Below are 25,393 nucleotides of genomic sequence, written 5' to 3' on the forward strand. Positions count from 1 at the left end.
AGTTAAATCTGATGCTCTTCTAAATCATTTCAATTTCGCCGGACAGTACGCTCACTACCTCACCGGATTCGTTACGCAGCAGCAGCCCGCCGTTGTCGTTCAGTCCGACAGCAGTGGCCTCGGTGCGGCCCTGGGGAGTGTTCAAGCTTACCTGACGGCCCAGTGTTACCGACATCGACTCCCACAGCTCCTTCACGGGCTGGAAGCCTTGCTCCAGATAGACATGATATAAATATTCGAGTTCCGCAAGCACAGCTTCCGCAAGCCTCGTGCGGTCTACAGGAATGCCGCCGCCTTCGATCAGCAGCGATGTACCAATCCCGCGCAGCTCCTCCGGGTAATCTTCTCCGGTCAGATTGGCAGCGATGCCGATACCTGCGATACAGTAATGCAGCCCGCCTTCCCGAAGTGAGGATTCCAGCAGAATTCCGCAGATTTTGCGGCCGCCGGCCAGCAGGTCATTCGGCCACTTGATGCCGGCAGGCACCCCGGTAACCTCACGGATCGCTGTGCAGACAGCCACTCCGGCCAGCAGCGTCAGCTGCGGAGTCACGGCCAGCGGCAGATCCGGACGCAGCACCAGGCTCATCCAGATTCCTTTGCCGTGAGGGGAATGCCATTTGCGGCCCATCCGCCCGCGCCCGCCGGTCTGCGCTTCGGCCATGACTGTTGTTCCTTCCGGGGCGCCGCCCTCGGCAAGTTTTTTGGCTTCCTCCTGTGTCGAACCGACTGTATCCAGCCGCTGAATTCCCTTGGACCAGCCGGGAACGAACGCCTCCCGCTTCAACACGCCGGAACGCTGCGCATGACCGCTATTCATCGCTATCCATCCTTTGCGCTGCTTGCAGCAGTAATTGGGTGTCATTAGCAAGGTCGCCTGCCGCGACAGCCAGAAGAAGCTGGTGCAGCAATACGCCCAGCCAAGGGCCGGGACGCTTCTCCAGCGCCGCTGTCACCTCATGGCCGCTCACCGCCAGCTCAGCGAGCGTGCGGACCTTTATCTCTGCGGTCCAGGACCGCAGGAGGCTGGTGGTGACAGGGGGGATGGAGCTTGCCATTGTAGGCGCTTCAGGGACGGCTGCCGATGTGGCAGGTGCGGCAGCGTATGCAACAGGCACATCCTCCGCTGTGGAGGGTTCGACTGTGGCAGGGACGTCATCCGACGTGGCGGGTGCGTCAGCGAGAAAGTCATGGACATCTGCCGACGTGCCTCGCGCAATTGCGGCTGTGGCCGGGCTGCGCGCCCCTGCGCCAACAGCGGGCGCGGCGTCAGCCCCCGCCGCCTCAAGCAGCGTCAGCCACCCTTCGGCGGCTGACTGGCCATGGCCCAGCACGGCGGCGATCCACCGCCGCCGCAGCAACTCCCCGGCGCCGGAAGCCTCCGGACGCGCCGAGGACAACGCCGCGTCCCAAGCTTCGCGGACGCGGAGCACGGCGACGACGCCAGTGCGCGTCGCCCCCGGGAACGTCCATGCCCGCAGGAGCTCATCGGCGGAAGCCGCCGATGATCCCAGGGCATGCAGCAGGAGCGCCCAGCGCAGGCGGGCGCTCTCCAGGTTCCCGAGACCGGCAAGGCAGGCGGCGGCAGCCGCCAGGTCACGGCCGGTCCAAGGGAACGGCGCTTTGCCGCGCGGCAGCAGGCCGCTGCGCAGCAGGAGCCCCAGCCCGCGCTGCGGGTGCGGGCCTTCCAAGATGCGCTCCACCTCGGCGCGCACCCGCTCCACAGCAATATGCGCCAGCTTGTCACGCTGGCGCAGCAGACCGCGCCAGGTATTCTTCGCGATCGCGAAATCCAGCACAGAAGCAAAACGTACGCAGCGCAGCATCCGCAGCGCATCCTCCTCGAAGCGTTCCTCCGCTTCGCCTACACAACGGATCACGCGGAGCTTGAGATCACGCTCCCCCCCGAAAGGGTCAATCTGCCTGCCGTCGAGACCGCAGCAGATAGCGTTGATCGTGAAGTCACGGCGGCGGAGATCTTCCCGCACATCCCTGACGAATACAACATGCTCCGGACGGCGGTGATCGGCATAGCCGCTCTCCGTCCGGTAGGTCGTAACCTCTAAGCTGTAACCCTCCTGCAGCACAGTGATCGTGCCATGCGCCAGTCCGGTAGGAACACAGCGCGGAAACAGGGCCATCACCTCCTCCGGCAGTGCGGAGGTAGTGATGTCTATATCATGCACCGGACGCCCCAGCAGCTCATCGCGCAGGCAGCCGCCGACGAAATAAGCTTCATGGCCGCCTGCCGCTAGGCCTGCAACAACAGTCCCGGCGGCTTCAGCCATGCCGGGTGGTGCCATTCTCCATTCCATATCGTACTCCTTACCCCAGGATCGGGTCTAATCCGGATACCTTGCGCCCGAGCACACGGTAATAAATATCTTCATATTGATTGGTGATCATATCTCTGCTGAAATCATTGCAGGACCGCTCCAGGCAGGCACGCCGGAAGCTCTCAGCCATCGCCTCATCCGAGAGAAGCCGGACGGCATATTCTGCCATCGATTCCGTATCGCCGACCGGTGCAAGGAATCCGGTCTTGCCATGCTGAATCAGCTCCGGAATTCCCCCGGCCTGCGAGCCAATGGTCGGAACGCCGCAAGCCATCGCTTCCAGAGCGACCAGCCCGAAGCTCTCCTTCTCAGAAGGCAGCAGAAGCAGGTCCGCCAGGGAGATCACCTGGGCAATCTCATCCTGCTTACCCAGGAAGCGGACATGATCGTCGAGACCCATCTCGCTGATCTTGGCTTGAATCTTAGGCAGGTCAGGGCCTTCGCCAACCAGCAGCAGCTTGGAAGGCACCTGCCGGTTCACCTTGGCGAACACATCCACCACATCACTTACCCGCTTGACCGGGCGGAAATTGCTGATATGCATAAGAATCTTCTCATCCGGGGCTGCGAAGTCGCCGCGCAGATCCGTTACATCCCGGGGATAATAGACACGCTTATCCACGAAATTATAAGTCAGATCAATTTCACGCGTGATATCAAGCGCCTTGCGGGTCTCCTTGATCAGATCACGGGAGACTGCGGTTACCGCATCACTCTCGTTAATGCCCAGCCGGATCAGATCCTTCAGGGATTCATCCTGGCCCAGCACTGTAATATCCGTGCCGTGCAGCGTGGTAACCACTTTGATATCATTGCCAAGGATCTGCTTGGCCAGATAAGCACATACCGCATGCGGGACCGCATAATGGACATGAAACAGATCCAGATTCTGCATTTTGGCTACCTGCGCCATCTTGGTTGCCAGCGCCAGATCGTATGGCGGATAGCGGAAAACATAATAATCGTTAACCTCTACCTCATGGTAAAAGATGTTTTTCTGAAATGTTCCCAGCCGAAACGGGATGCTGTGGGTAATAAAGTGAACCTCATGGCCTTTTTCAGCCAATAGCTTGCCCAGTTCAGTTGCCACCACACCCGAGCCGCCAAGAGAAGGATAACAAGTGATGCCTATCTTTAGCCGCTCCATAGCTCCGCCCCTTCATTTAACTTAGCTCTATTACTTCAAGTAACGATATGAATTAATTATAGTTATTTTCCGGGCTTTGTCGAGTTGCGCCTTATCCGCGTGCAGCGCTGAACAGATCTACAGTATACGGAACCTTACCAGCGAACCCTTCGGCATAAGGAATGAGCCTGCGCTGGCCGAGCAGCATATCTCTTGAACGGACGCGCTCGATATACCCTTCCGTCAATGGCGTTGCAACGGCATCTTCACCCGGAGCGAGTCCGAACTGGGAACGGTAGCAGGACAATGCCTGCTCCTTCAGCGGATACTGCGCAGTCACATCGACAATCAGATCCGTCCGCCCGAGATCATTAATGAAGTAGAAATATAATTGTGGCTCCGCAATCGCAGGCTTGTCCGGCATATATCTGCGCAGCTTGGCATTAAATACCGCTTCCTCCACCAGCTTACTGCAGGCAATATGATCGGGATGGCGGTCTTCCCAGTAAGGAGCAAATACGATGGACGGAGCATAACGGCGGATTTCCGCTGTTACAGCCGCCAAATGGCCCTCTGTCATATACAGGCCACGGTCAGGCAGCCCCAGATTCGTTCGCACCGCCGCGCCCAGCACTACGGCAGCCTGCTGTGCCTCCTGTTCCCGAAGCTCCACCGTTCCGTTCGAAGACATCTCTGCCCGGGTCAGATCGCACATTCCCACCTTGAAGCCGGAGGCAGTATGCTTGGCAATCGTACCTGCCATGCCGATCTCGGCATCATCCGCATGCGCACCGAATACCAGGATGTCAAGCTTCATGACTCGTCCACACCCGGCTTATATTTATGTACCAGCTCACGCCAGCCGAAATCTCCCCGGTCAATAGCCTTCACCAGGATTTCTGCTGTAGCAATATTCGTGGCAACTGGAATCCCGTACACATCACACAGCCGGAGCAGCGCCGTAATATCCGGTTCATGCGGCTGGGCCATCAGCGGATCCCGCAGGAAAATAATCAAATCCAGCTCATCCGTAGCGACCATCGAGCCGATCTGCTGGTCGCCGCCAAGCGGCCCGGACATGTACCGGTGAATGGAGAGCTTGGTCACTTCCATGATGCGCTGGCCCGTAGTTCCGGTGGAGAATAATTTATGCCCTTCGAAGACATGCTCATAAGCGGTTACGAAATTAACTATTTCATCTTTTTTGCGGTCATGTGCGATAAAAGCAATTTTCAACATTCTGTTTCTCTCCCCGTCTATTCTATAAAATGCTCAAAACCATAAATCATGCCGGTATAGCCCATCACCTTTTGAATCCCGAGCTTGACTCCAGGCATATAACCCGCACGCTCATAAGAGTCATGACGGATCTTCAGCGACTGTCCGAACCCGCCAAACACAACCTCCTCCTGGGCAAAAACACCCGGAAGACGCACACTGTGAATACGGAAGCCGTTATAATACCCGCCGCGCGAGCCTTCAATAATCTCTTCTTCCTCCGGATGTCCCTGGCGGAGCTCCTGCCGCGCCTCAGAGATCATCTCTGCCGTCTTAATCGCTGTTCCTGAAGGAGCATCCAGCTTCTGGTCTCCGTGATATTCGATAATTTCGAGATGAGGGAAATACTTGGCGGCCTGGGCAGCGAATTTCATCAGCAGGATCGCACCGATGGAGAAGTTAGGCGCAATTAATCCGCCGATTCCCTGCTCCTGGCATTGCTTGTCCAGCCCGGCGATCTGCTCCGGCGTGAAGCCGGTGGTACCGATAACCGGACGGACGCCGTACTTGACCGCCAGTGCAGTATTGCTATATGCCGACTGTGGAATGGTAAAATCTACCATCACATCAGCCTCTGTATCTGCAAGCGCAGTCTCCAGATCCGAAGTCACAAGTACACCGCAATCCTCAAGGCCAACCAGCCGTCCCGCATCTCTGCCATGTGCAGAGCGGTCAACCGCTGCTGCCAGCTCGAGTTCATCATCCTGCAATACCAGCTTCACAACCTCTTTGCCCATTCTGCCTCCGGCTCCGGAAACAACAATCCTGATCTTGTCACTCAAATGAATTCTCCCCGCTTTCCCTGGCTCTGTTATTATTGTATATAGTGTTGCAGCGATTTCTGCAGATCCTTCATCAGCAGACGCAGTCCGCTGTCATCCGGGTGCAGCGACATGACTTCTTTCAATACTGCAATCGCCTGCAGATGTTCATTCATCCGGCTGTGCGCAATCGCCAGCCATACATAAGCATCCCCGTAGAGAGGGTCAAGCGATACAGCTTCCTTCAGCAGTGTAATCGGATGGTACGGATTCACACTGTCCGCTGCTTCATCCTCCAGCAGCCGCTTCGCTTCCTGTACAAGCTTAAGGGCCTGCAGATGCTGAAGATGCAGCTGATAGTCCGGTTTGGTCCCATCCAGCCTGCGTGCGGCTATAGCATGTTCAAGTGCTTTATCCAGCATGCCACTGCGGGCATAGGTAATAGAGCAGCGGTATCTGACTTCTGCATCATCAGGACTAGCAGCAATGGCCGCCTCGAACAAGATGATGGCCTCAGCAAAGTCACTGCGCAGTATCGAGCGGTAGGCCGCTTTTACATAATCATTATGATCCATATCCTCACCATCCTTACGGCTAAATCCCGTTCGTTTGGTACAGCATATGTAGCATAGGCCTAATCGGTGTTTTTGGGTGTCCAGCGCCCGGCATCACGCGTATTGAATTTATGCATAACCTTATTATGTGCCTCAGTTAAATCTATACCGAGTGAATTGGCGAAGCAAACGGTAATGAAGAGAATGTCGCCCAGCTCCAGCTCAATCGAATTATCAGCTTCATCCGCTTTTTTCGGCTTCTCGCCGAATTGATGGTTCACTTCGCGCGCCAGCTCTCCGACTTCCTCGGACATCCGGGCCAGCATCGACAGCGGACTGAAGTAGCCTTCTTTAAACTGTGAGATATAGGCATCCACCTCACGCTGAATGTCACCAAGACTTTTATCCATAAATTTCCCTTTCACCCCCGTGTATTCTTGCCTTCTGTTTGCCCCTATGTTATCGTAAAGACGTTTTGAAGACAAATCTTTTTTGCAATGACGCCTGGAGCTTACGTGCTCTCCGGGGGGATCATTACATATAAATTGCCCATTTAGAGGCGTAGGCGAGGGATGTTATGAGTTCAACCGTTAAAATCAGCACAGTCAGCAAAACAGTGGCCCCCATCATGCTGGGCACGGCCATCTACGCATTCGGACTACTGTATTTCATTATTCCCAACCAGCTGATGGAGGGCGGAGTTACCGGGATTACCATCCTGCTCAATTACGCCTTTAACATCCCGATCTTCTTAACCACACTGCTGCTGAACCTCCCGCTCTTTCTGCTCGGCTGGAGGGTGCTCGGGGCGAATCAGATCGTCTATACGGGACTAGGCATCGGCGCCCTGTCTTTTTTCCTCTGGTTATTTGAGCGGATGATCAAGGCAGGGTGGATTGTGACGTTCAGTACCGAGCATGATTTTATTCTTGCTTCATTATATGCAGGGGTTACCCTGGGTCTGGGTCTGGGGATTGTCTTCCGCTTCGGGGGCACCACCGGGGGTGTAGATATTGTTGCACGGATACTCGGACGCAAGTTCGGCTGGAGTATGGGTCAGATTATTCTGGCCGTAGATATCATCATTATCGGGGCTTCCCTGCTCTACATTCCCCGCGAAAAAATACTATACACTCTCGTGGCAGTCTTCATCGCCTCACGCGTAATTGATTTCATTCAGGAGGGGGCCTACGCCGCCAAAGCCTTCACCATTATCAGCGACGAGGCTCCGCAGATTGCCGAGCTGATCACCGCAGAGCTGGAACGCGGCGTGACGCTGATCCCGGCAATCGGCGCCTATTCTAAGCAGGCCAAGCACATGGTCTACTGTGTGGTCTCCAGACAGGAGATCCGCCGGCTCAGCCTGCTGGTGAAGTCGGTGGACCCTAAAGCCTTCGTAATAATCAGTGACGTTCATGATGTTCATGGCGAAGGCTTCCGGGAGACCTGATCTACACACACATAAGGGCGGCCCCCCGCAAGCAGGCAATAGCTGCTAGTGGAGTCCGCCCTCTTTTGTATCCTCTGTTACCTCAGCTTAACGCTACACGGTCTTCAAATCCCGCTTTTGGCCGCGGTACTTACGATAAGCCGTATACACCAGCACCGTAAAGATGAACGCGCCTGCCAGCAGAGCCCAGCCCCCGTATTGCTGCGGAGCCAGCGGCAGCGACAGAACCGGCTCGTTCCGCTCCTTGCCGAACATTACTCTTGCTGCATCCTGCCCATAGGATACAATCTCGAGCAGGCGGGCCCGTTCCACTGGCTGCTCCGAACCTGCCACCCCTCCTGCGTAAGACAGCCAGGAATCAAAGGCGTTCACCGCTTCAGCAGGCCGGGAGATGATGACCGCAGGCCGGATATTCGCATACCGGCTCTGAAGTCTTGCCAGCGCCGCTGTCCAGCGCTTCATGTCATTCGCGGCGGCGCTTTGCTCCATATCGTTCAGATCCTCACGGACCAGCTTATAATACTGCAGCCACATGGGCTGGCGGGGATGATTCAGGCTGTTAGCGGCAAGCCGCAGCTTCGCCGCAGCCGCTTCCCATCTCTCCGGGGACGGCTGGGCCGCAGCCAGTGCCGACTTCATATCCAGGATCACAGATGATAGAGCATTGCCCCCCTCTACTGAGGTCATCCCTTCAAAGGATGAAGAGATGAAGATCTGTGAAATCTCCTCTGCTTCCTGGCGGGCCTTCAGCACATCGCCTTCAAGCACATAGCCGTACAGAGCTTCCGCCGACTGCTCCAGCCGCTGCGCTGCGCTTCTGGCCGTAAGCGCAGCGGGATCACTGGGTACACTTGCGGCTGCTTCTATGTAAGCTGTACTTCCCTGGTCTGCAGCGGCATCCCCTGCTTCAGCCTGAACGCGGCCTCCGCTAATACCGGCGAGCAGCCAGCACAGCAGGATTCCTGACATTATGAATACTTTTCTGCGCGGCATAAGACATCCCTCCCACCTTAATGTATGGCGGAAGGACAAGAGTTAGAACGGAGGCTCAGCGCTTCACGGCAGTTCTGTGCGGAAGTGCCGGACGCCTTGTCCGGCCGCAGAACAGCCAGGCAGCGGCCGTACTGAACAGCGTAAGCCCCATGGTGGAGTACTGAACAACGATAAGATCATCATCAAGCACTGAGGGCAGCCATGGATACACGCCTTGTGAATAATCCACTATATCATTAGCGAACGTCCACGCAAGCGCCACTGGCAGCATCCTCCGGAAGGTGAAGAACCGGGCATAGATCAGGGCTTCCACAGCCATTCCGGTATGGGAGATCATCAGCATCCAGTCCTTCCAGGTGATGGAATCCCCCTGATAACCACCGGCCACAATGATACTGACCGCCCATATCCCGTACTTCACCGATGTTAACACAGCCAACGCTTCAATCAGCTCACGCACCAGCGTTCCTGTAAGCCCTCTTGGCGGATAGAGCAACAGCAGCAGTGCAGCTGTGAAGAACAGACTAGCCGTAGGGCTGTCGGGAACGAACGGCAGCAGCCAGAGCGGTTCAGTCTGCGCTGTGAACGTGAGCTGATTGCCATACCACATATATCCGTAGACCGTCCCCAGCAGATTCACGATAAACAGCAGCCATATTATTCTTCGGTCCCTAAATAACTTCTCAAACCAATGACCCGGCATACGAACAACTTCCCCCCGACTGTAGCAGCTTCATTTCATTACAAGACTGATTTCATTACAACACTCATGACATAACAAAAACCTGAGCGCATATACGATCAGGTCCTGCGTTACTGTTATTTTACTGTCCGCTTTTTTGTTTGGCAAGCCAGCCGGCCAGCTCATCGATATCCTGCTCGGTCAGTCCTGCCCCCATAGCTGTCTCAACCATTGGCGGCATCTGGCCCTTACCTTCTTTTATAATAGCAAGGATCGCCGCCTGATCATGCTTATCGCCTACACCGCGAAGTGAGGGACCATTCGCTCCCTTTAGCTCTGCCGCATGACAGGAGATGCAGGTAGCCTTCTTATAGAGCTCCATGGCCGGATCATCCTTGTCCACAATGGCAATAGCTTTCGGTTTGACGGCACTTGTGGTTGGCAAGCCCGCGGCCTTGTTCTCGGCGGCCTTCTCTTCGCGCTGAACATCCTCTGGAATCTGACCGGTTTCAGCCATCTCATGCTTGTATTCTGTCCAGGCTGTGTTGGTTAAATAGACGATTGCAGCGAGGGACAGGAACATCAGCGAGGATGCAATCGGTCTGCGGTAGAACCGCCGCTCCGGGCCGGTATCCAGGAAAGGAGCCAATAGCAGGGCCCCGAAGGCCACGCCTGTCACGCCCAGCGTTCCGAGCACGATATAATCACCTGAAGCATAAGGAAGCTTCAAATACTGATAGAGGAACAGGAAATACCAGTCGGGAATCGGAATAACCGATGCTGCCGGATTGGCAGGGAACCCGAGCGGAGCCGGCTCCGAGATGGTCAGAACCAGAATTCCCACTAGCACCACTACGCCAACCATCCATTCCTTGAGCAGAAAGTTAGGGATAAAGGCTTCCGATTTGCCCGGATACGCCGTATAATCCGGCGGGGTAATGAATCCGTTTCCTCTGCGGACCCGGGAATCCCCGACGAATACCACCTTCTCTTTGGAGTCGTCTCCGTGTGCCATGACCGTGCCTCCTATACGTTATTTTATAGCGGACCGGATATGCCTTGTCTGCGGATCATAATGAAGTGCCCGACAAGCAGTATAAGCAGAACCGCCGGGAGGAAGAATACATGTAAGGCGAAGAACCGGGTCAGCGTCTCGGCGCCGGCAATATTGCCGCCCTGCATCAGCTCCTTGAGCACCGGCCCCATGAACGGAACCGAATTGGCGATCTCCAGCGTAACCTTGGTGGCGAAGTACGCCTTATTGTCCCACGGAAGCAGGTAACCGGTCAGTCCCAGTCCCAGCATGACGAAGAAAATCAGCATCCCCACTACCCAGTTCATCTCGCGCGGAGCCTTATACGAACCGGTGAAGAACACACGCATCGTATGAAGGAACATCATGACAATGACGAGGCTCGCGCCCCAGTGGTGCATGCCGCGGACGATTTTACCGAAGGCGACCTTGGTCTGCAGATATTCCACACTGGCGTAGGCATTAATGATATCCGGGACATAATACATGGTCAGAAACATTCCAGAGAGTATCTGTATTACAGTGATGAAGAACGTTAGTCCGCCGAAGCAGTATACAAAGGCTGAAAAGTGGTGTGCGGGATTGACATGCTCGGGGACCTCGTGGTCGGCAACATCTCTCCAGATCGGTGTAATATCCAGACGTTCGTCAATCCAGTTATATACGTTTTTGAACACGCCGTTCACGCCTCCTTCGCCGAAACAGTATTAGGGACGATTTCACCGAGATATACCCAGCCTCCGTCAATCTTGGTGGTGTATTGGTCCAGCGGCTTGGCAGCCACCGCCAGTTGCCGGCCCTGCTTCGTATAGCGGGCGCCATGGCAAGGGCAATGATATTCATCTGGAAACGCCTTGTCATTATTCCAGCCTACCGTGCAGCCCAGATGCTTGCAGATGGGTGAAAGCGCATAAATATCTCCGTTCGCGTCTTTACGAATCCACGCCGTAAGCATCGCTGTACTGGCATACCATCCGTCCTGCTGCGGAAGCTCGAAAGTGAACTCCTGGGGCTCCTCTGTAATTTTGGACGCTTCCGCTACCTTGATGAATTCTCCCTCGCCTTTTTTCTGCAGAATCGGATCTACAGCAAACCGGACCATCGGCAAAAGAACTCCGGCACCCATAAAGGCGGTAGCCCCTCCTAGCGTATAGGTCAAAAACTGTCTGCGTGACATCTCGTTTCGGCTGGGCGGTTCTTGCGGAAGTGACTCTTCTTCTTCATTAAGGCTGCTCATACTGTATGTAACCCCCTTTTCAAAATGTGAGAAGGCACCTGCAGAGTTGTTGCATAGGTATTTTAGGAAAAATCCGTTTTCAATGAAAAATATCACAGTTCATATAAGTTCATCCTAATCATAGCTTAGGGTCCAAAACCCGTCAAGAATATTGTCTAAATTGTGACAGGCGTTTCCGGTGCTTTTTTAGTAAATTGTTGATTTTCCGTCACATTTAACTCATTTCCCATTCTGCCATAAGGCCTGGATTTCACTACGTACATAAGCGCTTACCGAGGCTCTGGAATCAGACATTATCTCAGGCAGGCAAAGGAGTAAATCGCTTTCAAAAACATCCTCCTTACGCAGCCCTGCATTAGCAGACATCACGATTACGTACTGGAAGCCGCTGGATTTGACTTTTCGGCAAAGTTCATTCACAATAGCTGTCATTCCGGTCCCTGCATACTGTACCGCCGGATAAGTCACGACCCGCCCCTTGTACGGTTGTTCGGCCAATTCCAGGAAATCACGCTGCCGTTCAAGTAACGTGGCGGTCTCAGGCGGATTCTCCGTACCCTGAAGTCCGCTATACGGAATGATGCAGGTATCATAATATTGACCGTCAATCTCCCAGGCTCTTCTGTCAAAATCACTGAATTTCATAGATTCGCCCCCTCTAGCCGCATCCCGCAGCATGCATTGTTACTTTAAAAGCATCATAAACAAGTGTATACGGCTTGGCAATCCCTATTACAGAAAAAAAGAAATGCGCCAGGCGCATTTCCTATGCCAAACTTTTCAGTTCTTCAGTCAGATTCCGGAAAGCCGCCTCATCACCAGCAGCCAGCGCCGTGTCGATCTTCCGGTACAACATGTCGGTACGACGCTTTCTTAACGCTTCATCCCACACCATTTCCGCAGCCAGCCCCAGCATCACTTCATAAGTAGCCTTCATTTTGTCCATTCGATACACCTCCGCTGTTTAAGAAATTCCGTATTCTAATGCTTTTTTTACATAGCTTTCACTTGTGCGTGCCATCCTCAGCAGATCCTGCTCAGTCAATTCACGGACCACTTTGGCCGGTGTGCCCAAGGAGAGCGTGTACGGAGGAATGATTTTGTTCTCGGTTACAATGGAGCCGGCTCCTACTAAAGCATATTCACCAATCTCTGCTCCGTTCAGTACAATTGCACCCATTCCGATTAATGTGCCCTTGCCTATCCGGCAGCCGTGGATGATTGCTGAGTGCCCGACCGAGATGTCATCCTCCAGCACCAGCGGCAATCCTTCCGCCACATGGCCGACCACACCGTCCTGGATATTGCAGCGCTTCCCGATAATCACCGGTGCCAGGTCACCGCGAAGTACGGCGTTGAACCAGACACTGGATTGTTTGCTTATTCTTACATCGCCAACGAGCTTTGCGCCTTCCGCCACATATACTGATTCGTCAAGCTGCGGTATGTAACTCCCATAGGCAATCCGCATCTCTCTCCCCCTTACCTGAGCAGATGCTTCGGCACTGCCGCCTCACATCCCCACGGTGTCATCACGACCACTGTTCCTGCGGGTTCCTCACCAAGCTTAAGCATGCCCAGATGCAGCATCATCCGCAAGATGCGCTGTTCGAGAATGGAAGCGGCGTCATCGTAATAAAAGGGCTTGATCAGCCAGCCGATCCCTTCTGACAGCGAGGCTGTGGTCACCCATCTGCCGGCACTTAGACTGATCCAGTAGACCAGCGAAGGCAAATTGGGAATAGCCCCTTTATACAGTCTTAACCAAAAGGAGAATAACTGCATCAGCTTCTCGGATTTTCCCTCCGCCAGAAAGTACTCGCCTGCGGCTGTAAGCTGAAGCCTGTAGCCTTCCTCAGAGATAAAGCGGCGGTGGCGGGCATAATCATACAGCAGGGCAAATCTGGGCGGATAATGCTCACAAGCCCTGCCGTAGCCGAACCTCCAGCCACCCTTGCCGAGCAAGGGCTCCGCAATCTGCAGCGCGTTCATCACTCCCTGCTGATTGCGCTTATAGAGCGCGCCTTCCTGGTTCAGCTCAGGCTCATTCTCCTTCACATACCGCAGGAACAGCAGCAGATCTCCGGCCAGCAAATCCCCCTCCCCCCTATACACCGCCGGCTCCGGGACAGGAACAATTCGCTGCTGCAAATACTGGCCCATCTGCACACGGAAGCGCTTCTTCAGATCCAGCGGGACCTGGAACAGATACCGGCTCTGCTGGGAGGCTCCGCTGAATAGCCAGCCGCTGTTCTTAAGTCGGCTGACCAGCTCGCGGTAGTCACCGCTTTTGCCGGGCGGGACATCGAAGGAAGCCTGCCTGGCGGCAGCCAGCAGATCCTCCAGGCTGAAGTGACTGCGTTCATCGAAGAGCAGGCTGTTCAGCAAACGCAGCTCTCCCGGAGAACTCCCCTTAATATGAGACTCCATGAACTCCCGGCTGCCCAAGGTGATCAATATACTCTGAATCAAATCATGTTTGGAATTCCGTTTGCACTCACACTGATAGCGTCCCGCAATGGCGGTCAGCTGACCAATGTCTGCATAAGTGAGCATATCCGCCAGATTCATCTCTCATCGCCTCACTGTTTTACTACCATTATGGGAAATACAGCCCTTTTTATTCCTTTTGCGCAAAAAAAATAACCCGAAGGGTCGGGTTAATGCTGTTTTTGTAATATATGACGGGTACAGTTGTACACTAAAGGATTCCATTCCTGCTCGTTCTTCTCCAGAATCGTGAGTGAGAGATTGCCGAGCCGTTCCGAATATTTGTCTTTGTAAAGCGCGGTGTAGAGCTGCGCAAGGAATCCTCCATGGGAGATGACCAGAACATTCTTACCCGGGAAGCGGGCCGTAATATCCTCCAGGAATGCAAGACCCCGGACCTGAAGCGCCTCATCGCTCTCCTGCCCCAAAGACAGCATCTTCCAATCCTTGCCCCATTTGGCTTCACGGGCTTCAGCTGTCATGCCCTCTACCTGGCCGTAGGCACGCTCACGGATACGATCATCCGGCTCAAGCAGAGGAATACCCAGCTTGGCCGCTACGATCTTGCCGGTCTCTGCTGCACGCGACAAGCTGCTGGTAATACAATAGTCCCAGTGGTAAGGCTCACGCAGCAGCCGGTCACCCAGCATCTCAGCCTGCAGCCTGCCTTCATCATTCAGCGGAATATCACTTTGTCCCTGAATTTTACCTACCGCATTCCAATCCGTCAGCCCATGGCGTATTAAGCCGATCAGCATCGCCTATCACCGTTCCCTTCCCTTTGATGTTTGCTTAATAATGTAACACGAATGAAAACAAATGTCTTCTTTTTTAACACAAGTGGAAACGGCATTGCCGTCCTTTTAAAGGATGGTACCATTTCAGCGAGAAATAGAAGGATAATTTATAGTGTGCAACATATAAATTCTTATATTCAAATCAAAAACCCTCTTCTCCATACTCGGGAAGGGGGTTCTCATTGTCTGCGGTACCGGTTCAGACGGACCAGCAGGAATATGGATAATCCAACGCCCAGCGTCGACAATACCATCCAGTACTGCGGATGTGCAGGGCCCATATTGGCCACCAGCGGCTCAATGATCCCGCCCTCAGACTCCACCGGATATGAAGAAGACCAGTCCAGCGTTAAGCCTGCCACACCTGTCTCAACGATTCCGCTCTGTGCCGCCGTCGTATTCGAGGGAGTCTTGAACACGGTGAAATATAAGAAGCTGGAGATAAACACCGCTAAGAAACAGGCAATCCAGAGGGTTAAGCGATGCCGGAATACGGCCGAACTCCCCGCAGACTTCCCGTCACCGGGCATAAGCCAGGGGCTCTCCAGATAGATCCGCTCCATTACCTTACTGTTAATCGCTTCTGCCCGCTCGTCGCTGACATCAAATCTTGTATCCTGCATAAGCTCACTGGTCTCCTGCCACAGCGCCCATTCAGCACTGCAGTAGGAGCAGGTTGCGATATGTCTCTCAAGTCTAATCCGCCTGGGATCTGTGGGGGGAGCGTCCCACAATTGTGGAATGGAATCCTGCGCTTCCCTGCAATTCATAGGCCTTACACCCTCTCAGCCTGCTCTTCAACTTCAGGCTCATAGAAATAGGATTCGAGCTGCAGCTTCACACTGCTCCTTGCCCGGAACAGCAGTGACTTCACTGAGCTAACGCTCTGATCCAAAATCACGGCAATTTCCTGGTAATCCATCTGATCATATTCACGCAGAATCAGCGCGGAACGCTGTTTCTCCGGGAGATTGTTAATTGCTTCGCGGACGAGTTCCATCCGTTCCTTGCGTAATGCTGCCTGTTCCGGGGCAACATCAAGCGGTGCCACAGGCGTATATCCGCTCTCTTCGAGCGATACATTCCCGGCACGGTTCTTACGAAGTTCACTCAGCACTGTATTGCGGGCAATCGTGTACAGCCATGTGGAGAACGAAGCATCCACTTCCCTGAAGGAATGAAGACTCCGGAAGGCTTTGTAGAAGGTCTCTGAACAGAGGTCTTCGGCAATCAGCTCCATATGGGAGTTCTTCAGCATGTGGTACACAAACGCCAATATCTTGCGTTGATATCGTCGCATGAGTTCCGAGTATAATTCTGTATCGCCTTGCTTGATTAGCTGGATCAACTGGGAATCCGTCATGGTGAGTCGGCCCTCCTCGCCCTTGCACGTGTAATCCCGTCCGGTCCGTATCTACTTATACCGGGCAGGTAACAAAAAGTTGCGGCATTCCTTCAAATTTGCAGCACAAAAATCCAATCTTCCTATGTATATTCAACTTACCGTTATTTAAGGCTTCCAACCTTCAATTCATTTTCTAGACAGAAGAATGGCAGCATTCTCCCTAAAGGACAACACAGCCCGTCACCACTTGTTCAGCAAGCGGTTACCTATACTTGGAAGGAATCTATAAACATACTTAACCCAGTATAGCACAGTTTCTAACAGGAGGAAATTAATAGACTTTGAGAGAAGCACAGACAGACCGATGAAAGCGGTCTTTTTTTTCTTTGAATAAAGTGTTGACAAAATGTAAACGGATACATATAATAAAAGTACAGTATGGTTTCTCTCCACTCCTATCCAAACACTACACGGTTCCAAGAAATTGTGAACTGTAACCGCTTATTATGTAAGCGGTCTTTTTTTTGTCCATTTTTACGAACATTTGGGTGTTTACTGAGCGCTTGTTTGTTGCGGGAGCCGGGGCATCCTCTGATAGCAGTTGGATTTCCTCCATTTATAAATAAGAGCCGGAGCATCCGGCCCCGGCCCTACTTTTACATATATACGGTATAATCATTCTCCTGCAGCAAAATTCTGGCCCGCTCCATATCGTTCTCCTGGCGGAAGGACAAGCGCATGATCCCGGGAACATCCTCGCGGCTCTCAATAATCTGCACATTGCTAAGGTTGATGCCCTGGTCGCCCAACTCCGTAGCAATGCGGCCGATAATGCCGGGATGATCGGGTACATCAATATGCAGATCGAACAGCGGAGTGATCATTCCCTTGCGCCGCTCAGGAAGCTGGCTGCGGAATTGATTCGCCTCCTGGAAGGCCGACTCGATCCCTGCACCATCCCCGCTCTCCAGCAGATGAATGAATGAGGACACTTCATCGTTCCAATCCTTCAGCAGCCGCAGCATCACAGAGCGGTTATTCAGCAGAATATCGCGCCAGATGATCGGATCGCTCGAAGCAATGCGGGTAATATCACGGAAGCCCCCCGCAGCAAGTGTGCTGTACAAGGAATCCGAATGGTCATATGCATGAATCTGATTCACTAGGGCTACCGCAATAATATGCGGCAGATGGCTGATCGCTCCAACAATCTCATCGTGGCGCTCCGGATCAAGCCGGACAATCTGGGCTCTCGTATGTAGCAGGAGCGACTCCAGAGCCTGGTATGCCTCTTCAGGTACGCCTGGCGGGGGCGTGAGCACGTAGTACGCATTCTCGAACAGTAAGGAGGAGGCTGCCTCTACGCCTGAACGCTCTGATCCGGCCATGGGATGGCCTCCAATGAAATGTACACCGGGAATATCCAGTGTAAGGGCACACGCGGCGATGCTGGCCTTGGTGCTGCCGACATCTGTAATGATGCAGCCCGGCTTCAGCGGCAACCTGCTTAACCGCTGAAGATAGTCCTCAAGCATTCCAACCGGCACACACAGAAAAATATAATCCGCATCCAGTGCTGCTTCTTCAAGTGATAATGTTGCTTGATCAACCACACCTCTGCTCACATATTTAGTCGCAGATTCAGGCCGGTGGGCATGGCCTACAACGGTCAGACCCTCCTTGCCTTTGAAGCAAAGGGCCAGTGAGCCGCCGATCAGGCCGACACCGAAAATTGCTATTTTTGTCGTCATGTTCTTAGTACTACCTGCCTTCTGTGGTATCGTCAATCCAGCTTCTGAGCCCTCACGGTTATGCGCGAACTTCCTGCTCCTTCAGCGCTTGCTCCAGGGCAGCTACGAAGGCTGTGTTCTGCTCGGCGGAGCCGATGGTCACCCGCAGGTAGGTCGGATACCGGTGGAAGCCTGTTCTGACGATGATTCCTTGGCGCAGCAACGTATCGAAGACTTCGCTAGCAGGCTTGCGTACATCCACCATAATGAAGTTGCCGTGAGCCGGGAACGACGTAAGCCCGAGACGCGCGAATTCCGCCTCAAGCTGCACAATCCCTGCACTGTTAAGCGCACGGCACTGCTGCACATATTCCTGATCGGAAAGTGCTGCCACTGCTGCCACCTGAGCCAGGCGGGTCGTATTGAACGGCTCACGCACCTGATTAATCAGAGAAATCACCTGCTGGCTGGCTACACCATAGCCGATACGGAGCGCAGCAAGACCATAGATCTTGGAGAAGGTACGAAGGACTACCAAATTAGGATATTTGTCGATCAGTTTAATGCCGTCGGTGTAGCTGAGATCGGTCACATATTCGTAATAGGCCTCATCCAGAACTACCATAACGCCAGCAGGTACTGCATCCAGGAACGAAATCAGAGCATCCTCGGGCACAATGGTACCGGTCGGATTGTTCGGATTGCAGATCCAGACGATCTTGGTCCGGTCAGTAATCTTCGCCAGCATCGCATCCAGATCATGCGTTCCGTCCTTAAGCGGGACTTCTATGGTTACTGCCCCTTCTATATCGGCATTGCTCTTATATACAGAGAAGGTCTGATCGGCCATAATCGTCTCGTCACCGGGCAGGAAGAAGGCACGGGCAATCAGAGCAATAATCTCATCCGATCCGCATCCAAAAATAATACGGTCACCCGCCACGCCCAGATGCTTAGCCAGCGCTGCCGTCAGCTCAGCGGCAGAGCCGTCCGGGTATAAAAAGAGGTTATCCAGCTCCGCTACAATAGCGGCCTTTGCACTTGGTGCAGCCCCGTAAGGGTTCTCATTGGATGCCAGCTTAATGACTTCGCTTAAGCCCAGCTCTTTCTTGACTTCTTCAATTGGTTTCCCGGGCTTGTAGACAGGAAGGTCAACAATATTCGGTTTTGGATTCATGGGTGATCCTCGCTCTCCAAAAGTTAATTAGGTCTTAATTGTGCCACAAATTCACGAATTTGCAACAGTCCGGCGCTTCTCGTCTGAGGCTGGGACAGCAGGGGAATAACCTCCTCGACCTTGCGGACAATGGCGCTACCCACTACTACACCATCACAGATCTTGGCAAAACGGGATACCTGCTCTCCAGTAGAAATTCCGAATCCTACAGCGACCGGCAGGTCCGTAGACCGGCGGACGGACGCAATGAACTCATCTACTCCGCTGTGGAAGCTTGAGCGTTCCCCGGTTACACCGAGCGAGGATACGCAATAGACAAAGCCGCTTGCGCCGGATACGATCCGGGCAATCCGTTCGCTGGAGGTCGGGGCCACGAGCGGAATGAGATTCACTCCGGCGGCACGGCTGCGTGCACGCATATCTTCTGATTCCTCAACCGGCAGGTCTGGAATAATCAGCCCGCTGATCTCATGGGTATTCAGCTCCGCAAAAAACGTATCCAGCCCCATCTGCAGCACCGGATTATAATACGTGAACAGGATGAACGGCAGCCCGCTGCCTGCCTGCCTTGCTTTCAGCGCCGTCTCCATACAGGTGCGCAGATGAACCTTGCTGCGCAGCGCTCTTGCGGACGCCCGCTGGATTACCGGACCGTCGGCAAGCGGATCGGAGTAAGGAACACCAAGCTCCAGAATATCCGCTCCGGCTGCCTCCAACTCAGCGATAATATCCAGTGTAGTCTCGAGATCAGGATCGCCTACGGTAAGGAACGGAATTAGGGCAGTACGGCCTTCCGCCTTCAATCGGTTAAACGTCAGGTCCATCCGGTTTGTCGTCTCAGTTGTCATTGCTGCTCCGCCCCTTCCGTATAAGCCATAATGGATTCGACATCTTTGTCGCCGCGTCCCGACAGGCAGATCACCACAATATCTTCCTTGGTCAGCGTCTTGCCGAGCTTCACCACATGGGCAATGGCATGAGCCGACTCCAAGGCGGGAATAATACCTTCCGTCACGCAGAGCAGCTTGAGCGCATCCAGCGCTTCCGCATCGGTCACCGGTACATACTGGGCACGTTGAATGTCCTTGAGATAGGAATGCTCAGGCCCCACGCCCGGATAATCGAGTCCGGCCGATATGGAATGGGCCTCGATGACCTGTCCATGCTCATCCTGCAGCAGATAGCTCATCGAGCCCTGGAACACGCCATGGCTTCCCTTGCTCATGGTTGCTGCATGGAACGGAGTGTCTACGCCTTTACCGGCAGCTTCAACACCAATCATCGCCACCTGCTCATCCTCCATGAACGGATAGAACATACCGATGGCATTGCTGCCTCCGCCTACTGCGGCAACCAGCAGATCCGGCAAACGCCCTTCGGCCTCGAGAATCTGGCGGCGGGTCTCATCCCCGATAATCCGCTGGAAGTTGCGGACCATCATCGGATACGGATGCGGGCCTACCGCAGAGCCAAGCACGTAGAACGTATCTTCCACATTGCTCACCCAGTAGCGGAGCGCCTCATTCCCGGCATCCTTCAGCGTTCTGGAGCCGGAGGTCACCGGAATAACCTCTGCCCCGAGCAGCTTCATCCGGAAGACATTCAGCGCCTGGCGGCGGGTATCCTCTTCGCCCATGAACACCTTACATTCCATACCGAGCAAGGCGGCTACCGTAGCTGTAGCTACTCCGTGCTGGCCTGCGCCGGTTTCGGCAATCACCTTGGTTTTACCCATCATTTTGGCCAGGATGCCTTGTCCGATAGCGTTGTTGATCTTGTGGGCGCCTGTATGATTGAGGTCCTCCCGCTTCAGATAGATCTTGGCCTCGCCAAGCTGTTTACTTAGCCGCTCTGCATAATATAGCGGGGTCTCGCGCCCCGAATATTGCTTGAGCAGATAATCTATTTCCTCCTGAAAGGACGGGTCTGCCGAGAATTTATGGTAAGCCTCTTCCAGCTCAATCAGTGCAGTCATCAAGGTCTCAGGAACGAAGCGGCCTCCAAAAGAACCAAAACGTCCATTTTTGTCCGGTACTTGTATCATGATTGCTTCACCCTTTCTACGAAAGCTGTCATTTTGGCAATGTCCTTACTGCCGTTACTCTCTACTCCGCTGGAGACATCCACGCCATAAGGGGCGTAGCCGTCCAGCAGCTCGTTCACATTGTCCGGATGCAAGCCTCCGGCTATAAATAAAGGCAGCGCATGCTTCGCCGCCGCTTGCTGGTATAAGGGGATCTGCTCCCAATCAAATGTACGGCCCGTTCCGCCGCTGTCCTGCGGATCATAGGTATCCAGCAGCAGTGCATCAATGATGCCCGCATAGCTGTCCAGCAGAGGTTGAATCTCATCCCCTGTATCAGTATTACGTCCGGCAACCGAAAGAGCCTTCCAGACCTTAACCTGGGGAAAAGCCGCCTTGACCTCCGCGCAGAACTGCGGGCTCTCTTGTCCATGAAGCTGCACAACATCCAGCCGTACCGTTTGAAGCAGCTCTGCCAGCTCAGAAAGGCCGGGGTTAACGAATACGCCCACCGGTCGGGGCACAGGCTCAGACTTCCAGTTGCCCAGCTCTGCAATCAGCTCCGCAGCCACACCCGCGGTAACCCTTCGGCGGCTGGGTGCAAATACCAGGCCTATATAATCGAGCGGCAAACTATTCATAGATTTTAGCACTTCAACGCCCTGAAGTCCACAGATTTTTACGAGAGGTTCAGTCACGCTGCACACGATCCTTCCCGGCAGGAAGCGGACCGAGCAGCTGATAGACTGCCTGCTCTACATCCGGCTGGCGCATAAGGAATTCTCCGACCAGCACACCGGTTGCCCGTGTCTTGCGGAGATACGCAATATCCTCCGGCCCGGTAATCCCGCTCTCGCTGATTACGGGAAGACCAGCGGGTAGAAGGGCTGCCAGCTCCTCCGTAGCGGAGAGCGACGTTTCGAACGTCTTGAGATTCCGGTTATTGATGCCCAGCAGAACCCCGGGATGTTCGGCCTTACCTGTAGACAACACCGTCTCCAGTTCGCTGCGGTCATGGACCTCAATCAGGATATCGAGCCCAAGCGCGGCAGCAGAGTCAGTGAACGCGGCGAGCTGCTGCGGGGTCAGAATGGCCGCAATCAGCAGAATGGCATCTGCTCCAAGCAGGCGGGCCTCATAGATCTGCTTTTCATCGATAATGAAGTCCTTACGTAGTAGCGGAAGCTTCACCGCCTCTCTTACTTGCTGGAGATACACGCCGCTGCCCTGAAAATAATCCTTGTCCGTCAGCACGGACAGACAATCGGCCCCTCCCGCTTCATAACCCCGGGCAATCGTCACCGGATCAAAATCGGCCCGGATCAGCCCCTTGGACGGCGAGGCCTTCTTCACTTCGGCGATCAGCCCCATCTCCCGGTTCCGGCGTTCAGTCAGGGCACTGCGGAAGCCTCTGGTAGCAGGCAAACCTGCAATGGAGCGCTCCGCCGCAGCGAGCGAGAATTGCACGCTTAACGCTTCTACCTCTTTTACCTTCGTGGCAACAATCCGGTCAAGATACATAATCAAGCTCCTTTGTCATCGCTTTTAACTGTTCCAGCTTGCTCAGGGCCGCCCCTGAATCCACAACCTCTCTGGCACGGTCCACGCCTTCCTTAAGTGTATCCGCTAGACCGGCGACATAGATGCAAGCTCCGGCATTCGCGAGTACGATATCACGGTACGGATTGATATTACCCTCCAGCACTGTAGTGATAATCGCCGCATTCTCTGCGGCATCACCGCCCATGACATCCTCCAGCGGATGCTGGCTGAGGCCAAGCTCCTGCGGTGTAATTACGTAGGTGCTGACTACGCCCTGCTTCAGCTCGGAGACCTGAGTCGGTGCCGAGATGCTGATCTCATCCAGGCCGTCCAGGCTGCTGACAATCATCGCCCGCTTGGAGCCGAGCTCACCCAGGACCTTGGCAACCGTCTCTGTCTTGTTACGGTCGTAGATGCCCATCAGCTGCCGGTCTGCTCCGGCCGGATTGGTCAGCGGGCCCAGCATATTGAAGACCGTCCGCACACCCAGCTCACGGCGGGGAGCAGCGGCATGCTTCATGGACGGATGATAGATTTGTGCGAACAGGAAGCAGATGCCGATACTATCCAGACATTGCCGCGCCTGCTCCGCATTCAGATGAATATTAACACCAAGCGCCTCCAGCACATCTGCACTGCCCGCTCTGCCGGATGCCGAACGGTTGCCATGCTTCGCCACTCTTACAGAAGCAGCGGAAGAGATGATTGCCGAAGCTGTGGAGATATTGAATTTATGAATGCCAGAGCCGCCCGTGCCGCAGGTATCCAGCAGTTGGCTCCGCTCTGTAAGCACCTGTGTGCCGAAACCGCGCATCGCCTCTGCGAAGCCGGTGATTTCTTCAACGGTCTCCCCTTTGATCCGCAGCGCGGTCAGCAGCGACCCGATCTGCGCTGGTGAAGCTGCACCTTCCATAATCGTGCCCATAATCTCCCGGGCCTGCGTACGGGTAAGATCCTTACCCTCGATTAAACCGGCAATTCCTGATTGTAGTAACTGGCTTGCGTCCATAGTGGATGTCCTCCTAAAAGTTTTAAGTTTTATGGAGCATTCTCTGCTCTTCTGATCTCATCTCTGCTAATTCCCGGTTCACGGGGTATATTCGTACATATAATCCTGGTTAATGACTTGCTTCTCCTTCACCTCAGCGGGGAACATCGCTTCCGCCATACGGATTGCCTTCAGCATTCCTTTGGCCTTGTTCACCGTCTCCTCATATTCCTTCTCCGGCACGGAATCCCAGACAATCCCTGCTCCGGCCTGCACATAAGCACGGCCCTTGCGGAAGATAATCGTGCGGATCGTGATGCAGGAATCCATGTTCCCGGAGAAGCCTAGATATCCGATTGCCCCGGCATAAGCGCCGCGGGCTTCCCGCTCCAGCTCAGCAATAATCTCCATCGCCCGCAGCTTCGGCGCTCCCGATACCGTACCTGCCGGAAGGCAGGAGAGGAAGGCATCGAAGAAATCCTTATCCTCGGCCAGCGTTCCGGTCACATTCGAGACCAGATGCATGACATGCGAGTATTTCTCGATCTCCATGAATGTATTGCATTTCACACTGCCGAATTTCGAGACCCGCCCCAGATCATTGCGGCCCAGGTCTACAAGCATCAGATGCTCCGCACGTTCCTTCTCGTCCTCCATCAGCTCTGCGGCGAGCTGATGATCCTCTGCCGCCGTCGCTCCGCGCGGCCGGGTACCGGCAATCGGCCGGGTCTCCACCCGTCCGCCATCCACCTTGACCAGCGCTTCCGGCGAGGTGCCTACGATGATCTCTTCATCCATTTTCAGATAATACATATAGGGAGAAGGGTTCAGAATGCGCAGCATCCGGTACACATGCAGCGGAGAGACCTCTGTCTCGATGTGCATCCGCTGTGACAGCACCACCTGGAAGATATCTCCGGCACGGATGTATTCTTTGGCCTGCTCTACGTTGCTTATATACTGCTCCTTCGTGAGATTCGAGTGAATCTCTCCAAGCTCAATATCCTGCGGAATGCTGCGGCGGTTGACGTTCTCCTTCGGGCCTTCCTTTTGCAGCTCTTCTGCCAGATTCACTAAGCGATTGCTCAGTTCCTCGTAGTTAGCCCGGATATCCGAATCCGTATCGCCATCCTTAATATGAAGATTACCCACCAGCAGGATCTGCTGCTTCACATGATCGAAGACGATAATACGGTCACAGAACATAAAACGGATGTCATCCATATTCAGGTCATCTACCGCATGTGCGGACAGCTTCTCATAATACTGCAGCAGATCATAGCCGAAGAATCCGATGGCTCCGCCCGTGAACGGCGGCATGCCGTCCAGCTTGGGACTGCGGTAGGAACGGAGTAGCGCTTTCAGCTCCTCGACAGGTTTGCCGGACAGCTGTTTTTTCTCGCCGCCAACCTCCACCTGGATCTGCCCCTTTTTGCCGGAGATCATGAGGAACGGATCACTGCCGATAAAAGAATAACGCGCCCATTGAATGCCGCCCTCTACACTCTCCAGCAAAAATGCGCGATCCTGCTCTGCAAACCGCTGGAACAGCCGGATCGGCGTTTCCATATCAGCCAGCAATCTTGTTACGACCGGGATCAGATTATATTCGCGCGACAGCGACACCACTTCTTCAATGCTCGGATTCGTCACTTGGGTAACCTCCTAGGGGGATAACGGATATTGTCCGAAATACAGAAAAACCTCTACCGGAGTAGAGGTTTGTTGATAGTCAGTATGTGAATTAGCGCCTCGGACCGGCATGAACAAAGCCGAATGCAAGAGATTCCTCGATGGATACAGGGATAGCGCAGATGCAACTTATCATAAGTTACGGCTATACAGGTATGC

General features: G+C 54.2%; 29 protein-coding genes and 1 pseudogene. 1 reads left to right on the forward strand and 29 read right to left on the reverse strand.

What is annotated here, in order from left to right; genetic code table 11:
- Positions 1-19: 19 nt before the first annotated feature.
- From C162_RS22685 to C162_RS22720, 8 genes are all read right to left on the reverse strand, one after another.
- Complete coding sequence (locus tag C162_RS22685; protein ID WP_051493853.1) at positions 20-820, reverse strand: biotin--[acetyl-CoA-carboxylase] ligase; 801 nt, start codon at positions 818-820, stop codon at positions 20-22.
- Positions 813-2,315: a CCA tRNA nucleotidyltransferase gene (locus tag C162_RS22690; RefSeq protein WP_036698069.1), complete on the reverse strand. Its 1,503-nt coding sequence runs from the start codon at positions 2,313-2,315 to the stop codon at positions 813-815. The genes C162_RS22685 and C162_RS22690 overlap by 8 nt, the downstream gene beginning before the upstream one ends.
- 10 nt (positions 2,316-2,325) lie before the next feature.
- Positions 2,326-3,483, reverse strand: coding sequence for an N-acetyl-alpha-D-glucosaminyl L-malate synthase BshA (gene bshA, locus C162_RS22695; RefSeq protein ID WP_036698071.1), 1,158 nt, complete (start codon positions 3,481-3,483; stop codon positions 2,326-2,328).
- Positions 3,484-3,574: 91 nt separating this feature from the next.
- Positions 3,575-4,279: a bacillithiol biosynthesis deacetylase BshB1 gene (bshB1, locus tag C162_RS22700; protein ID WP_036698072.1), complete on the reverse strand. Its 705-nt coding sequence runs from the start codon at positions 4,277-4,279 to the stop codon at positions 3,575-3,577.
- The gene (gene mgsA, locus C162_RS22705; RefSeq protein WP_036698074.1) at positions 4,276-4,701 is read right to left on the reverse strand and encodes a methylglyoxal synthase; all 426 of its coding nucleotides are present in this window, start codon (positions 4,699-4,701) and stop codon (positions 4,276-4,278) included. Before mgsA ends, bshB1 begins: the two co-directional genes overlap by 4 nt.
- A gap of 17 nt (positions 4,702-4,718) precedes the next feature.
- Positions 4,719-5,522: a 4-hydroxy-tetrahydrodipicolinate reductase gene (gene dapB, locus C162_RS22710; protein WP_036698076.1), complete on the reverse strand. Its 804-nt coding sequence runs from the start codon at positions 5,520-5,522 to the stop codon at positions 4,719-4,721.
- Between the two features lie 32 nt (positions 5,523-5,554).
- The gene (locus C162_RS22715) at positions 5,555-6,076 is read right to left on the reverse strand and encodes a tetratricopeptide repeat protein (RefSeq protein ID WP_036698078.1); all 522 of its coding nucleotides are present in this window, start codon (positions 6,074-6,076) and stop codon (positions 5,555-5,557) included.
- 59 nt (positions 6,077-6,135) lie between these two features.
- Complete coding sequence (locus tag C162_RS22720; RefSeq protein ID WP_036698080.1) at positions 6,136-6,465, reverse strand: nucleotide pyrophosphohydrolase; 330 nt, start codon at positions 6,463-6,465, stop codon at positions 6,136-6,138.
- Between the two features lie 167 nt (positions 6,466-6,632).
- On the opposite strand from C162_RS22720, the gene C162_RS22725 reads away from it, so the two are divergent.
- The gene (locus C162_RS22725; RefSeq protein ID WP_036698082.1) at positions 6,633-7,505 is read left to right on the forward strand and encodes a YitT family protein; all 873 of its coding nucleotides are present in this window, start codon (positions 6,633-6,635) and stop codon (positions 7,503-7,505) included.
- A 93-nt stretch (positions 7,506-7,598) separates the two neighbouring features.
- Here C162_RS22725 and C162_RS22730 read toward each other — a convergent pair whose 3' ends face one another.
- The 21 genes and pseudogenes from C162_RS22730 to trpE all read right to left on the reverse strand — a co-directional run bounded on the left by C162_RS22730 (position 7,599) and on the right by trpE (position 25,195).
- Positions 7,599-8,498 (reverse strand): sporulation protein YpjB, encoded by a 900-nt coding sequence (locus C162_RS22730; protein ID WP_051493854.1) that lies wholly within the window; start codon positions 8,496-8,498, stop codon positions 7,599-7,601.
- Positions 8,499-8,553: 55 nt separating this feature from the next.
- Entirely contained in the window at positions 8,554-9,201 is a 648-nt protein-coding gene (locus C162_RS22735; protein ID WP_051493855.1) for a DUF1405 domain-containing protein, read from the reverse strand.
- Positions 9,202-9,322: 121 nt separating this feature from the next.
- Positions 9,323-10,195: a menaquinol-cytochrome c reductase cytochrome b/c subunit gene (locus C162_RS22740; RefSeq protein ID WP_036698083.1), complete on the reverse strand. Its 873-nt coding sequence runs from the start codon at positions 10,193-10,195 to the stop codon at positions 9,323-9,325.
- 23 nt (positions 10,196-10,218) lie between these two features.
- Positions 10,219-10,890, reverse strand: a complete 672-nt coding sequence (qcrB, locus tag C162_RS22745; RefSeq protein ID WP_036698729.1) for a menaquinol-cytochrome c reductase cytochrome b subunit — start codon at positions 10,888-10,890, stop codon at positions 10,219-10,221.
- 5 nt (positions 10,891-10,895) lie between these two features.
- Positions 10,896-11,450 carry a ubiquinol-cytochrome c reductase iron-sulfur subunit gene (locus tag C162_RS22750; protein WP_036698085.1) on the reverse strand — a complete coding sequence of 185 codons (555 nt, stop codon included), beginning with the start codon at positions 11,448-11,450 and terminating at the stop codon, positions 10,896-10,898.
- 219 nt (positions 11,451-11,669) lie between these two features.
- Positions 11,670-12,095 (reverse strand): DUF2487 family protein, encoded by a 426-nt coding sequence (locus C162_RS22755; protein WP_036698088.1) that lies wholly within the window; start codon positions 12,093-12,095, stop codon positions 11,670-11,672.
- Between the two features lie 121 nt (positions 12,096-12,216).
- On the reverse strand, positions 12,217-12,396 hold the full coding sequence (locus C162_RS22760) for an IDEAL domain-containing protein (protein ID WP_036698090.1): 180 nt from the start codon (positions 12,394-12,396) through the stop codon (positions 12,217-12,219).
- A gap of 18 nt (positions 12,397-12,414) precedes the next feature.
- On the reverse strand, positions 12,415-12,921 hold the full coding sequence (locus C162_RS22765) for a gamma carbonic anhydrase family protein (RefSeq protein ID WP_036698093.1): 507 nt from the start codon (positions 12,919-12,921) through the stop codon (positions 12,415-12,417).
- Between the two features lie 11 nt (positions 12,922-12,932).
- Positions 12,933-14,021 (reverse strand): hypothetical protein, encoded by a 1,089-nt coding sequence (locus C162_RS22770; RefSeq protein WP_036698096.1) that lies wholly within the window; start codon positions 14,019-14,021, stop codon positions 12,933-12,935.
- Positions 14,022-14,110: 89 nt separating this feature from the next.
- Positions 14,111-14,698, reverse strand: a complete 588-nt coding sequence (locus tag C162_RS22775; protein ID WP_036698099.1) for a histidine phosphatase family protein — start codon at positions 14,696-14,698, stop codon at positions 14,111-14,113.
- A 218-nt stretch (positions 14,699-14,916) separates the two neighbouring features.
- Positions 14,917-15,360, reverse strand: a complete 444-nt coding sequence (locus tag C162_RS22780; protein WP_051493856.1) for a hypothetical protein — start codon at positions 15,358-15,360, stop codon at positions 14,917-14,919.
- A 51-nt stretch (positions 15,361-15,411) separates the two neighbouring features.
- Positions 15,412-15,507, reverse strand: a pseudogene (locus C162_RS37660) (anti-sigma factor family protein); the annotation flags it as partial.
- 5 nt (positions 15,508-15,512) lie between these two features.
- Positions 15,513-16,100 (reverse strand): RNA polymerase sigma factor, encoded by a 588-nt coding sequence (locus C162_RS22785; RefSeq protein ID WP_036698105.1) that lies wholly within the window; start codon positions 16,098-16,100, stop codon positions 15,513-15,515.
- A gap of 638 nt (positions 16,101-16,738) precedes the next feature.
- Positions 16,739-17,833, reverse strand: a complete 1,095-nt coding sequence (locus C162_RS22790) for a prephenate dehydrogenase (protein WP_036698108.1) — start codon at positions 17,831-17,833, stop codon at positions 16,739-16,741.
- Positions 17,834-17,891: 58 nt separating this feature from the next.
- Positions 17,892-18,989: a histidinol-phosphate transaminase gene (gene hisC / locus C162_RS22795; protein WP_036698111.1), complete on the reverse strand. Its 1,098-nt coding sequence runs from the start codon at positions 18,987-18,989 to the stop codon at positions 17,892-17,894.
- A gap of 23 nt (positions 18,990-19,012) precedes the next feature.
- Positions 19,013-19,837, reverse strand: coding sequence for a tryptophan synthase subunit alpha (gene trpA, locus C162_RS22800; RefSeq protein WP_036698114.1), 825 nt, complete (start codon positions 19,835-19,837; stop codon positions 19,013-19,015).
- A complete protein-coding gene (trpB, locus tag C162_RS22805) occupies positions 19,834-21,033 on the reverse strand; it encodes a tryptophan synthase subunit beta (RefSeq protein WP_036698117.1) in 1,200 nt (399 codons plus the stop codon). The genes trpA and trpB overlap by 4 nt, the downstream gene beginning before the upstream one ends.
- On the reverse strand, positions 21,030-21,710 hold the full coding sequence (locus tag C162_RS22810; RefSeq protein WP_036698119.1) for a phosphoribosylanthranilate isomerase: 681 nt from the start codon (positions 21,708-21,710) through the stop codon (positions 21,030-21,032). The genes trpB and C162_RS22810 overlap by 4 nt, the downstream gene beginning before the upstream one ends.
- Complete coding sequence (trpC, locus tag C162_RS22815; protein ID WP_036698121.1) at positions 21,703-22,533, reverse strand: indole-3-glycerol phosphate synthase TrpC; 831 nt, start codon at positions 22,531-22,533, stop codon at positions 21,703-21,705. Before trpC ends, C162_RS22810 begins: the two co-directional genes overlap by 8 nt.
- Positions 22,523-23,563, reverse strand: a complete 1,041-nt coding sequence (gene trpD / locus C162_RS22820) for an anthranilate phosphoribosyltransferase (protein WP_036698122.1) — start codon at positions 23,561-23,563, stop codon at positions 22,523-22,525. The genes trpC and trpD overlap by 11 nt, the downstream gene beginning before the upstream one ends.
- Positions 23,564-23,641: 78 nt before the next feature.
- Positions 23,642-25,195 (reverse strand): anthranilate synthase component I, encoded by a 1,554-nt coding sequence (trpE, locus tag C162_RS22825; RefSeq protein WP_036698123.1) that lies wholly within the window; start codon positions 25,193-25,195, stop codon positions 23,642-23,644.
- Between the last annotated feature and the right edge of the window lie 198 nt (positions 25,196-25,393).

It is taken from the genome of Paenibacillus sp. FSL R7-269 (assembly GCF_000517865.1).
GTDB lineage: Bacteria > Bacillota > Bacilli > Paenibacillales > Paenibacillaceae > Paenibacillus_AQ.